This is a genomic window from Desulfobacterales bacterium, assembly GCA_028704555.1.
In the GTDB taxonomy this organism is placed as follows: domain Bacteria; phylum Desulfobacterota; class Desulfobacteria; order Desulfobacterales; family JAQWFD01; genus JAQWFD01.
On the sequence record JAQWFD010000013.1, the window covers coordinates 50401 to 62465 of the forward strand.

The window sequence follows — 12065 nt, forward strand, 5'->3', positions numbered from 1 at the left end:
CTTAATGTGATAACAATTATGTGCCTCTGCCGAACCGGCTTACACGCGCTGAAAAATGTATGACCTCCATGAATCAGCCTGCCTGGAGCAGAATGGGCGAACCGGATCGACCGGGTGGATGCAATTGATGAACAGTATTCGACAACCAGAGATATTTGGTGTAGTTATAAAAAAAACGCATATTGTTTAAAGGCCGGGGCACTGAGATTGTGGCGTGTATGATGCGACATATGCTGATATGCCATATTAAATACTTTATTGTAATGTATTAAATAAACAATGGATTAGCAACCGAATTTTTTTCGGATTACGATTGGACGTTATGAATCATATGAACCATACGGTTTTACCTCCGTTAATACTGGCTCCAGCCGGAAGCAAAGCGTCTTTTCTCGCTGCACTGGCCGCGGGCGCAGATGCGGTTTACTGCGGGTTGAAACATTTTTCAGCCAGAATGGAGGCCAAGAATTTTACGATTGAGCAGTTGGAGTCACTGACCCGGTTGGCCCGAAAGAAAGGGGTCCGGGTGTATGTTACGCTAAATTCGTTAATCAAACCCGATGAACTGGATGCGGCAGCCGGTCTTCTGGAGCAACTGAGCCGGTTTGTAAAACCGGACGGGTTGATCGTTCAGGATCTTGCATTGCTGTATCTGGCCCGGGAAACAGGATTTTCCGGAAAGATTTTTTTGTCTACGCTGGCCAATGTCAGCTTTCCTGCTGCATTGAAACTGGTACATGGCATGCTGGGGGTCGAAGGCGTGGTACTGCCACGGGAACTGAGCATCGATGAAATCAAAGCCCTGTCCTCTGCATGCCCGGAAGGACTGAATCTGGAAATGTTTGTTCATGGCGCACTGTGCTATGGCGTCTCGGGCCGCTGCTACTGGAGCAGTTTTTTTGGCGGCAAAAGCGGTTTAAGGGGCCGGTGTGTTCAGCCCTGCCGCAGGGTGTACGATCATAAAGGCCAACGGGGCCGGTTGTTTTCATGCCAGGATTTCAGTGTTGACGTGCTGGCAAAAGTGCTGTCTGGCATTCCTCAGGTGCGGCAGTGGAAGATCGAAGGCCGGAAAAAAGGCCCCCATTATGTGTTTTATACGGTCAAGGCCTATCAGATGCTCCGGGATCATATCGCGGAGCCTGACATGAAAAAAGCGGCGCTGGGGCTGCTGGAGCAGGCCCTGGGGAGAAATACCACGCATTATAATATTCTGCCGCAGCGTCCGCAGAATCCGGTCAATATGAATGAGCAAACCGGATCGGGTCTGTTGATGGGCAGGCTCCAGGGCAGCCGTCAAAATTTCTGTATTATTCCCCGTGAGGAACTGCTGGCCGGAGATGTACTGCGCATCGGGTATGAGGATGACCCGATGCACCACATTATCCGGCTTAAACGAAGCGTTCCGAAAAAAGGCCGTCTGCATCTGAACCTGCCTGAGGGAAAGCCTCCGGTAACGGGAACGCCGATTTTTTTGACGGACCGTCGGGAAAAAGCCCTGGACGATATGCTCAAAGAACTGGAGCAGGAGCTGGAAGAGTTGCCGGCCCGTCCGCCGGCGCACGCAATGCCGTTACAGCTGGAAACGCCCCGTAATTTTTCCATAAAGGCAAATCCGCAGGAAATACGTGTCTGCCGGAAGACCGGGTATCGGAAATCCGGACGTCCGGCCGCGCTGTGGCTCGCTCCGGATGAGGGAAAACAGATTCCGGCAGCGGCTCAAACGCCGGTATGGTGGTGGCTGCCCCCCGTGATCTGGCCTGAGGAAGAACAGCGCTACATCGATCGGGTGGCGAAGCTTTTGAAAACCGGGCACCGGCAGTTTGTGCTCAATTCACCGTGGCAGGCAGCGTTTTTTGCGGATGCGGAAAAAATGACGCTGTGGGCCGGGCCGTTTTGTAATACGGCCAATGCAGCAGCGGTTCATATGCTCAAAACCCTCGGGTTTTCAGGGGTGATTGTCAGCCCGGAGCTGAGCAGGGAAGACTACCTGCAGCTGCCTCGCTCAAGCTGTCTGCCTCTGGGGATCGTGGTCTCGGGATGCTGGCCCCTGTGTATCTCCCGGATTCTGCCGCCGGACCTGAAACCGGGCGAGCCGTTTACCAGCCCGAAAGGAGAAACCGCCTGGTACCGTCACGATGGGTCGAATGTCTGGGTGTATCCCAACTGGCAGCTGGATTTGACCGATAAAAAAAATGAACTTGCCCGAGCGGGGTATCAGCTGTTTGTGCATCTGGATGAATCTTTTCCGGCACAGGTGGAAGAAAAAAAACGACCGGGTTTGTGGAACTGGGATTTGGGTATGAAATAAGGGTCGCTGCGCTTGAGGGGCGGGAGCTTTTTGTCTTGCGCGAGATATTTAAAAAACAGCCTTCCGAATACTGCTGGCTTTGTGAAGGCAGTGCTTTCTATACCGTGTATGGATAATTTTTTGCCGCGGATTTACGCGGATGAACGCGGATAAAAAAGAGCAACTCAAAATAAGTCCCAGTTGTTATTCATAAAAAAATCCGTGATGATCCGCGTAGATCCGCGGCAAAAAATTTTAATCCGTTTTGATTCGTTTTGAAACCGCAATGACATCGGCCATGGCTTTTCCCACATCGATCGTCAACAGTCTGCCGTTTTCCATGACCACCCGTCCGTTGATGATGGTGGTATCGACATCGCTTCCCTTTGCCGCGTACACCAGGTGGGATTCCGGGTGATACATCGGCGTCAGGTGCGGTTTTCGGGTATCGATTACGATGATATCGGCTTTTTTACCGGCCTCGATGGCGCCGGTAACTTTCCCCAGCCCGATGGCGCGGGCGCCGTCAATGGTGGCCATCCTCAGGACAGATACGGCATCGGTAACCGTGGGATCCAGCGTGCCGACCTTATGCAGCTTTGCCGCCGTATCCATTTCCAGAAACAGGTCCAGATCGTTGTTGCTCGCACAGCCATCGGTTCCAAGTCCCACACAGACGCCGGCGTCCAGCAGCTTTGGCACGGGCGAAATGCCGGAAGCCAGTTTCATGTTGCTTTCCGGGTTGTGGGATACCTTGACATCGAAGCGTTTTAAAAGGGCTATGTCATCATCGGTCAGGGCCACGCAGTGACAGGCCAGAAGGTGGGGGGACAAAACTCCCAGGTCCGCAAGGTGCCCGATGGGGGTCAGTCCGTACTGATTTTTGCAGTTATTCACTTCAGCTTGCGTCTCAGACACATGGATCACCAGCGGCAGGTTGTGGGTCTGAGCCAGCAGGAACGCTTTTTTAAGGAGGCTTGGCGCACACAAATAGGGTGAGTGGGGCTCGACGGCAATCGTGATGAGCGGATCGTTCTTCCATTTATCTATGAGCATCTGCGTGTAGGCAAACCCCTGATCCAGCGGCCCGTAATTCGGGGATGGAAAATCATAGAGGACTTCACCTACCACGGCCCGCATGCCTGCATGATTTGCCGCCCGGGCAACCGCGTCCTCAAACAGATACATATCGCAGAAGCTGGTCGTGCCGGATAAAATCATTTCGGCACAGGCCAGAAGCGCCCCCTGATACACCATGGGTTCATCCAGTTTTGATTCCGCCGGGAAGATGTGATCATTGAGCCAGGTCATCAGCGGAAGATCATCGGCAAGTCCTCTGAAGCATGTCATGGAGGCATGGGTGTGGGTGTTGACAAGACCCGGCATGATAATGCCGCCGTGCGCGTCAATACGGCGTTCTGCTTTCCATGAAGAAAAGGTGTCGGACGGTCCGATGGCGGCAATGGTATCCCCGGTGACGGCAACGGTTCCGTTTTGAATCCGGGTGTTGCCGGCATCCATCGTCAGAATGGTTCCGTTTGAAATGAGAATATCAGCTGTTGTGATCATGGGCGGTAAAATTCCTTATGACATGGGTGATGATGGTTCCTACCTTGACAGCGGCTTGCTCTGCTACCGCGATAATGTCTTCAACCGTTGCAGGAGACGGAGTATCCGGGTTGTTGACGTTGGTGATGGTCGACAGACCCAATACCTTCATGCCGGCGTGGACTGCGGCAATCACCTCCTGTACCGTGGACAGGCCAACGGCATTGGCGCCGATGGTTTTCAGAAACCGGACTTCTGCGGGTGTTTCAAGAGACGGTCCTTTCAGGCCGGCATAGACGCCCTGTTGCAGCGTAATTCCGGCGTGCCTGCCGGCTTTTTGGGCCAGTTTGCGCAGTTCCGGGTCGTAGGCGCGGCTCATGTCGGGAAAGCGGATGCCCCAGCTGCCCTCATTCGGGCCGACGAGGGGATTTTCACCGGTCAGATTGATATGGTCGGTGATGAGCATGATATCGCCAGGCCGGAAGCCGGGGGTCAATCCACCGGCCGCATTGGTGACAATCAGTGTATTTATTCCCAGTTCCTGCATGACACGGATGGGAAAGGTTACCTCAAGAGGCGAATACCCTTCATATAAATGAAAACGCCCCTGCATGACGACAACCGGCTGTTTTTCTACGCGACCGAACAGGAGTTTTCCGGCATGGCTTTCGACCGTCGAGACCGGAAAATTCGGGATGTCCGAATAATCAAACGTTTCGGATCGTTCCATCGAGCCGATGCTGCCGGCAAGGCCGGTTCCTGTTAACACGCCGACTTCGGGCGAAATTGAGATGCGTTTTGTTAAAAAATCTGTGGTTTCCATGACTTTATTTTTGAAGTTGTTCATGGTGTCAGCCCTGTTCCGTTATGTTAATTAAGATAAGCGGATATGTGCCGTTTATAAGGGTTCATTAACGCCATTGATGATGACAATTTACAATACCTTAGCGTGGCGATTCAGTCAAGGTTTCGCCCGCCAGCTCCGGGTGTTTTAATATCATCGCTCACCCCTTTTATTCCCGCCTGCCTCAGGCCTCTGGCGTCGATCCATTCATCATCAGCCTTTTTGGGGGCCTGGTAATCGATGATCAACCCACTGTGATCTGATTGAAAATCTAACTCATTGACTTTTTTCAAGGTATTGTATAATGTAGTCAAATTGCGCCTGATGGAAACCGTCTGCTACTGGCTATATAGGTAGGGTTTTAACCATGAGTGTAAGTGGTGACCTTGTCGGGGGCCTGATAATGGGGATCAAATTCGAAATTGAATTTATACAGTCGTGGTAAGTGAATCATATGAAACTATCAGAGATCAGGGATATATTAAAAGCTGAAGTCCTTGCCGGGGAAGTATTTCTGGATCGAAAAATTGTTTCAGGGGCTGGTGCGGATCTGATGGATGATATTCTCTCTGCTGTGGCAAAGGACTCGGTGTTACTGACGGGTTTGACGACCGAGCAGGTGGTGAGAACGGCTAAATTCGCCGGCGTCGGCGCTGTTATTTTTGTACGGGGAAAACGGCCGGAAAACGGTCTGGTGGCGTTGTCAATGTCTTATAATCTGCCGCTGCTGGTAACGGATTATCCGTTATTTGTATCCAGTGGCCGGCTTTATATGAATGGCCTCAGAGGCCTGGACGGGTCGTGGTGATACGCCGGAACCGGTTCATTCAATACCGGGCAGCGATGTTAATGAAATGAAATAAGTTTATTGATGCGAGGATGGTAAGTTGGCAACAGAAAAAGGTGTAGTGGGTAAGCTTGGGATAGACACAGCCTGGGTCAAGACAGTAAAATCCAGTTCCTGTAAATCATGCGCTTCACGGGATTCGTGTGCCGAAGGCGGGGGCGGGAAACAGATGGAGGTTGAGGCCATCAATACGATTGGGGCACAGATCGGAGATGAAGTGCTCATCAACGTGGCAACCTCATCTTTTGTAAAAGCCACCTTCCTGCTGTATGTGTTCCCGATTTTGTGCATGATTGCCGGTGCGGTGATCGGGCAGAATTATGGCTCTTCACTTATCGGGCTGGAAGGATCTGATGCCTCGGTATTATTCGGGTTCGCGTTTTTTTTCGTTTCGGTTGTGATCGTGAAAATTTATGGGAATAAACTCGGCAAAAATAACGAATACCGGCCCCGGATTGTTAAAATCGTCCGGCATGGGTAAAGGCAAAAGATGCAAAAAAAACGGGTAACCGTTATATGAGGTCCGCCATCCACTCACGCGCCACCGGACCTCATTGCTTTTGCCCGCTGCCACTTTCCTGAGCCGGTTTTTCTGTCTTTTTATTCCAATGGATATTCAAATCTTTTACCCTGATAGTTTTCAACGATCAGCATGCCATTGTGTTCTCCTTTGATATATTCGGGCAGCAACGGTATCTTTCCGCCACCGCCCGGCAGATCAATCACGTAATGGGGGATGCCCATTCCGGATATATGCCCCCTGAGAGATTTAATAATGTTAAGGCCTTCTTTAATTGAAGTACGAAAGTGGCCGGTCCCGCTGACCACATCCGGATGATGGAGATAATAGGGCCTGACGCGTATTCGTAACAGTTGCCTCATTAATTGTTTCATCACCGCGGGCTGATCGTTAACCCCTTTCAGCAGTACGGTCTGGCAACCCAGGGCTATTCCCGAATTGGCGAGAAGGCTGCACGCCCGGGATGCTTCGGCTGTGATTTCAGCCGGATGATTAAAATGCGTGTTGATATACAATGGATGGTATTTGCTGAGCATGCGGCAAAGCGCAGGGGTAATCCGATGGGGCAGGGTGCATGGAATCCGTGTGTGGATCCGAAGAAAGTCAACATGCTCAATGGCGCTGAGCTGCTGCAGTATCCGTTCCAGCTGATCATCCTCCAGCAGCAGCGGGTCTCCGCCGGATATCAGAACATCCCGGACAGATTTTGTTTTCTGGATATATGTGATCCCCTCACGAATGGTTTCATCCGTAACGACATGGGAAGCCCCCACTTTACGTTTGCGCATGCAGTGACGGCAATATACCGCACATCGATTGGATACCAGAAACAGAACCCGGTCCGGATATCGATGTGTCAGGTTGGGGACGGGAGACTGGCCTTCTTCACAAAGCGGGTCTGCCATGCCTGACGGGTCTGAAATTTCCCTGATGTCCGGCACGGCCTGTTTCCAGATTCCGTCTCCCGGTGTGTGGATCAGAGATAAGTAATACGGGTTGATTCGCATCGGATAGTGAGCCGTTACCTGTTTGATTTCATCTGAATCTATCGGAAGTACTTTTGCAAGTTGTTCAGCAGAAACAATGCTGTCCATGAGGATGTCATGCCAGTCTGTCTCAGCCGGTTGATTTTGAGCGTCACAATTGTCATAATTCGGGTTCGAGCAGGGTATCAATTTTTGTACGACTCCTTTGGTGTATCGATTTTGCCTTGTCTTGTCGGGCGGGTTATATGTTTATATGTCCGTATTTAATATGTATGCATCGGGACAATGGGTGAACCATGATGCATGCAACCCCCGTTTTCGGCTATTTTATAACATGATAACCGCCGTGTCCCAATAGCCTTTTTTATAACGCAGGTTGATGGATCTATTAAAAAGTCCGAACCGTGTCGGCCTTGCGGATATTTATACACGGTTGCTTTGGGAAAAAGAAGGTATTATGAATTTTTTTACTCAAAAACAGGTATTCCCGGATGGACACGAGACGGGATTGCCAGATAGAGATGATCTCTTCGGGTTGTTGACAGGATGAAAAAAAGATGCTGCTGGGTGGGAACCGATCCGCTTTATATCCGGTATCATGATGAGCAGTGGGGCGTACCGGTTCATGATGACCGGATACTGTTCGAGTTTTTGCTGCTCGAAGGCTGTCAGGCCGGATTGAGCTGGATCACGATTCTTCGTAAACGGGAAAATTATCGTGCGGCGTTTGACCGGTTTGATCCGGTGAAAATTGCCGCTTATGATTCGGATAAAATCCTGGCACTGCTTTCGAACCCCGGAATTGTTCGAAACCGGCTTAAAATCGAAGCGGCAGTTGCAAATGCCGCCGCTTTTTTAAATATTCAACGTGCTTTTGGCAGTTTTGACCGGTTTATCTGGGAATTTGTCGGCGGAAAACCCGGAAAAAATGTCTGGACCCGTCATGAGCAGATTCCGTCAGAAACCGATGCATCCCGGAACATGAGCCGGGAACTCAAACGCCGGGGATTTAAATTTGTCGGTCCGACCATCTGTTACGCCTTTATGCAGGCTGTGGGAATGGTGAACGACCATACGACCGACTGTTTCCGGTACCATGAAATTGGTAAAAAAGTGCTGAGTGCTGAGGACTGAGGTCAGAGACCAGAAGACACGCACCCTACAAGCAAAGTGCTCCTCCAAGATGTTGTTCAATCTGTTGAACAATGCATTCCGATCAGCTATGATAAAAATTACATCCCGTCTTCATTTCTGTAAGAATTTTTCTACAATCTGTTGCCGTCACTAAACGAAGCACCTTCAGCAATAGCGCTCCTCAGTCCGCCCGCAGGGCGCTAATTTGTCGGGGCATACGTTTTTTCGTTTACCACACCGTTTTTTAATGATCCACAGATTTTCCAAATGAACGTCGAATCAGCTATTTTTTGTTCTGAACAAACCGGACAATATCGGGTGAAATGACATGATAGAATTGTTTTATCAAATTCCTCCGGTGGGGCAGGCCTTGGTCGGGACACTGTTTACATGGCTGTTAACCGCATTGGGCGCTGCGTGTGTGTTTTTGTTCAAAACGTTGAATAAGAAGCTGCTTGACGGGATGCTCGGGTTTGCCGCCGGGGTTATGATTGCTGCCAGCTATTGGTCCCTGCTGGCGCCGGCCATCGAAATGGCTCAGGGGGGGATTCTGCCGGCATGGCTTCCGGCAACGGTCGGGTTTCTTGCCGGAGGAGGGTTTTTGTGGCTCGCGGATAAACTGTTGCCTCATCTGCATATCGGTTTTCCCATGGAAGAGGCCGAAGGCATAAAAACCGGGTGGAGACGCAGTGTGCTGCTGGTTATGGCCATCACCCTTCATAACATTCCAGAAGGGTTGGCGGTTGGCGTGGCCTTTGGCGCTGCCGCGGCGGGATTGCCATCCGCCACGATAACCGGAGCGGTCGCACTTGCAGTGGGTATAGGAATTCAGAATTTTCCCGAAGGCCTGGCAGTTTCCATGCCACTGCGACGCGAAGGCTTATCCGTTTTTAAAAGTTTCTGGTACGGTCAACTTTCAGGCGTGGTGGAGCCGGTTGCAGGTGTTATTGGTGCTGCTCTGGTAATGGTGTTCCGGCCGCTGTTGCCGTATGCACTGTCGTTTGCCGCAGGGGCGATGATTTTTGTGGTGGTGGAAGAATTGATCCCGGAGGCGCAGCGCGGGGGGAATACCGATATGGCAACCCTTTGCACGATGCTGGGATTTGCCGTCATGATGGTGCTGGATGTGGCGTTCGGATAACCATTGCCGGATGCCTTTGGCTGTCTGAGAAAGAATACGCTCATGAGTATTTATAATCTGGATAAACTGTTTAATCCCCGAACCGTCGCCGTTATCGGCGCTGATGAAAATCGTGAGAAAATCGGCTGGCGCCTGTTCAATAATCTGAAGACATCTCAGTACCAGCGGGAACTGTTTCCGGTAAATCCTGATTTTCATGTGCTGTGCGACAGCACGTGTTATCAAACGGTTTCGGATATCCCGAAACATATTGATCTGGCAGTGATCGCCAGTCCCGTATCCGAAGTCCTGACGGCTGTCAACGATTGCGTGAGCGCCGGGGTGGACAGTGCAGTTATTTTTTCCGCCGGCGGGATGGAAACCGAATTAAAGGAAAAACGCCTGCAACTTGCAATTACAGAAACAGCTGAAAAAGGCAGGCTCCGGGTGATCGGCCCGAACAGCATCGGTATCATATCCAATGAGTCCCTTCTCAATGTCGGGCTGTCTCAGCGGATGCCGCTGCCTGGCCGGTTGGCGTTTGTCTCTCAAAGCGGGGCCGTGTGTCAGACCATTATCGATGTTTCATTTAAAGAGGGAATCGGATTCAGCTATGTTGTCAGCACCGGTTCCATGCTGGATGTGGATTTTGGGGATTTAATCAATTTCCTGGGTAATGATTCCCATGTTGTCAGCATCGTGCTGTTTATTGAACGTCTGACGCAGGTCCGTAAATTTATGAGCGCGGCCCGGGCCGTATCGAGGGTCAAGCCTGTCGTGGTTCTCAAGGCTGGCAAAACAGCAGCGGGGGCGCAATCCGTATATCCTCATACCGGTGTGTTCGCGGGTGAAGATCCGGTGTACAATGCCGCATTTAAACGGGCAGGTATCGTAAGAGTCGATACCATCGAGGCGTTGTTTGATTGCGCGGAACTGATCGCAAAACAGCCGCTTCCCGAGGGGCCCGGCCTTGCCATTATTACCAATGGCGCTGGCCCCGGCATTATGGCGGCAGATGCCCTTGCAGACTACGGGCTGAAGGCGGTCTCGCTGGCGCCGGAGACCATGCAGAAGCTCAATGCGGCGCTTCCACGGATCTGGAACAGGGAAAATCCCATCGATATATTAAAAGACGCGTCTGCTCAACGATGGCGTGATGTGATTGATATCTGTCTGTCCGCTCGTGAAATTCATGCGCTGATCATGATCTTTGTACCCCATCCTTTTTTTGATTCTGTAAAAATCGCCGAAACCATCCTTGCGTTGCTCGCCGGGAGGCCTCATCGGCCCACGTTTGCAGTGTGGATGGGGGGAGAGTCCGTTGACGGTGCCCGTCGGCTGTTTAATCAGGCAGCAATACCCACCTATGAAACGCCTGAGCGGGCGGTCGCTGCTTTCAGGTATATGCGTTCATATTCGCGGAATCTTGAGATGCTGCAGGAAATTCCGCCCAGACTTGATAAATCTTTGAAATTCGATTCCCCGGAGGTTGATAAACTGATCAAGCAGTCTGTCGACAAGTCCGGCGGGTGGCTGACTGATGCGGAGTCCAGAAAAATTCTTGAGGCTTACGGAATTCCAGTGAATCCTGCGCTCGTTGCCTATACGTCTGAACAGGCGGTCAATATCGCAGGAAGGATTGGGTATCCGGTTGCCATAAAAATTAATTCCAGGGATATTGTTCATAAAACCGATGCCCGTGCCGTCGCCTTGAATCTGGACAGTGACCGGTCGGTTCAAGACGCTTTTCGGCAGATTACGGGTCATGTGACACGCTGCTATCCGCATGCGGATTGTCAAGGGATTACGGTTGAGCCGATGGTGAAGCGTCCGGAGATTGAACTGATTATGGGCGCTCGAAAAGATGCGGCCTTCGGACCGGTAATCGTATTCGGAGCCGGGGGGATCATGACGGATATTATCAGAGATGTCGGTTTTGCACTTCCCCCGCTGAACCGTCTGCTGGCCCGGAGGTTGATGGAAAGCACGCGGATTTATCAGATGCTCGGGGGATATCGGAACCGGCCGGGAGCCAATCTTGAGTTTTTGGAAGAAATTTTGATCCGGTTGTCCCAGCTGGTGACCGATTTTCCGCAAATCGATCTGGTGGAAATTAATCCGCTTATTTTGGCCGATGACTGCGCGTGTGCGGTCGATGCGAGGGTAATTGTCAAAGCGACATCCGTTAAATCCTCTCATCATCTGGTCATCAGCCCTTATCCTGATGAATTTGAAAAACATATAGTCAGCAAAGGCGGTCTTGATGTCTTTATTCGTCCGATAAAACCGGAGGATGCTTCGCTGCTCATCGAATTGATGCAACATATGTCGGTTCGCAGTATTTATTATCGATTTTGCAAACCGGTAACATTGCTGCCGGCAAAGATGCTCGCGTTGTTTACCCAGATCGATTATGACCGGGACATGGCGCTGGTTGCGCTCGACTCGCATGATGGAAACGATAAAATGTTTGGCGTAGGGCGTCTGGTCCGTTATCCGGACGGGAAAAAGGCAGAATTTGCGATAATGGTCGGGGATGAATGGCATGGAAAAGGAATCGGATCGGCATTGATGCGGCATTTGATGAATATTGCCAGGGCGAGGGGGATTGAGACCCTCTGGGGGCTTGTTCTGGCGGAAAATACGCAGATGCTGGCGTTGGGAAAGAAACTGGGGTTTACTGTCACGCCCTTTCCGGATGCCGGGCAGCATGAACTGGAAATTGATTTGAGGGTCGCCGGCGCTTGAGGAACGCTTTGCTTGAGTCATCAGACCCCTG

10 protein-coding genes are annotated in these 12065 nt (G+C 51.2%); 6 read left to right on the forward strand and 4 right to left on the reverse strand.

What is annotated here, in order from left to right; genetic code table 11:
• Positions 1-322 precede the first annotated feature (322 nt).
• A complete protein-coding gene (locus PHQ97_06755) occupies positions 323-2308 on the forward strand; it encodes a U32 family peptidase (GenBank protein ID MDD4392434.1) in 1986 nt (661 codons plus the stop codon).
• A gap of 234 nt (positions 2309-2542) precedes the next feature.
• Here PHQ97_06755 and PHQ97_06760 read toward each other — a convergent pair whose 3' ends face one another.
• The 3 genes from PHQ97_06760 to PHQ97_06770 all read right to left on the reverse strand — a co-directional run bounded on the left by PHQ97_06760 (position 2543) and on the right by PHQ97_06770 (position 4993).
• Positions 2543-3856, reverse strand: a complete 1314-nt coding sequence (locus PHQ97_06760; protein ID MDD4392435.1) for an amidohydrolase — start codon at positions 3854-3856, stop codon at positions 2543-2545.
• The gene (locus PHQ97_06765; protein MDD4392436.1) at positions 3840-4682 is read right to left on the reverse strand and encodes a purine-nucleoside phosphorylase; all 843 of its coding nucleotides are present in this window, start codon (positions 4680-4682) and stop codon (positions 3840-3842) included. Before PHQ97_06765 ends, PHQ97_06760 begins: the two co-directional genes overlap by 17 nt.
• A 110-nt stretch (positions 4683-4792) precedes the next feature.
• Positions 4793-4993 (reverse strand): hypothetical protein, encoded by a 201-nt coding sequence (locus PHQ97_06770; protein MDD4392437.1) that lies wholly within the window; start codon positions 4991-4993, stop codon positions 4793-4795.
• Positions 4994-5133: 140 nt separating this feature from the next.
• Here PHQ97_06770 and PHQ97_06775 point away from each other — a divergent pair, with 140 nt between their 5' ends.
• Together PHQ97_06775 and PHQ97_06780 are read left to right on the forward strand one after the other, a co-directional pair.
• Entirely contained in the window at positions 5134-5487 is a 354-nt protein-coding gene (locus PHQ97_06775) for a hypothetical protein (GenBank protein ID MDD4392438.1), read from the forward strand.
• Positions 5488-5566: 79 nt separating this feature from the next.
• Positions 5567-6007, forward strand: coding sequence for a SoxR reducing system RseC family protein (locus PHQ97_06780; GenBank protein ID MDD4392439.1), 441 nt, complete (start codon positions 5567-5569; stop codon positions 6005-6007).
• Between the two features lie 119 nt (positions 6008-6126).
• Here PHQ97_06780 and PHQ97_06785 read toward each other — a convergent pair whose 3' ends face one another.
• Positions 6127-7221: a KamA family radical SAM protein gene (locus PHQ97_06785; GenBank protein ID MDD4392440.1), complete on the reverse strand. Its 1095-nt coding sequence runs from the start codon at positions 7219-7221 to the stop codon at positions 6127-6129.
• A 357-nt stretch (positions 7222-7578) separates the two neighbouring features.
• Here PHQ97_06785 and PHQ97_06790 point away from each other — a divergent pair, with 357 nt between their 5' ends.
• The 3 genes from PHQ97_06790 to PHQ97_06800 all read left to right on the forward strand — a co-directional run bounded on the left by PHQ97_06790 (position 7579) and on the right by PHQ97_06800 (position 12034).
• A complete protein-coding gene (locus PHQ97_06790; GenBank protein MDD4392441.1) occupies positions 7579-8166 on the forward strand; it encodes a DNA-3-methyladenine glycosylase I in 588 nt (195 codons plus the stop codon).
• Between the two features lie 328 nt (positions 8167-8494).
• Positions 8495-9307, forward strand: a complete 813-nt coding sequence (locus PHQ97_06795) for a ZIP family metal transporter (GenBank protein MDD4392442.1) — start codon at positions 8495-8497, stop codon at positions 9305-9307.
• A 42-nt stretch (positions 9308-9349) separates the two neighbouring features.
• Positions 9350-12034 (forward strand): bifunctional acetate--CoA ligase family protein/GNAT family N-acetyltransferase, encoded by a 2685-nt coding sequence (locus PHQ97_06800; GenBank protein ID MDD4392443.1) that lies wholly within the window; start codon positions 9350-9352, stop codon positions 12032-12034.
• Positions 12035-12065 lie beyond the last annotated feature (31 nt).

What these genes read in the sequence shown, in the direction of transcription:
- PHQ97_06755 (MDD4392434.1), top strand. Translation starts at nt 323, where the DNA reads ATGAATCATATGAACCATACGGTTTTACCTCCGTTAATACTGGCTCCA.
- PHQ97_06760 (MDD4392435.1), bottom strand. Translation starts at nt 3,856, where the DNA reads ATGATCACAACAGCTGATATTCTCATTTCAAACGGAACCATTCTGACG.
- PHQ97_06765 (MDD4392436.1), bottom strand. Translation starts at nt 4,682, where the DNA reads ATGAACAACTTCAAAAATAAAGTCATGGAAACCACAGATTTTTTAACA.
- PHQ97_06775 (MDD4392438.1), top strand. Translation starts at nt 5,134, where the DNA reads ATGAAACTATCAGAGATCAGGGATATATTAAAAGCTGAAGTCCTTGCC.
- PHQ97_06790 (MDD4392441.1), top strand. Translation starts at nt 7,579, where the DNA reads ATGAAAAAAAGATGCTGCTGGGTGGGAACCGATCCGCTTTATATCCGG.
- PHQ97_06795 (MDD4392442.1), top strand. Translation starts at nt 8,495, where the DNA reads ATGATAGAATTGTTTTATCAAATTCCTCCGGTGGGGCAGGCCTTGGTC.
- PHQ97_06800 (MDD4392443.1), top strand. Translation starts at nt 9,350, where the DNA reads ATGAGTATTTATAATCTGGATAAACTGTTTAATCCCCGAACCGTCGCC.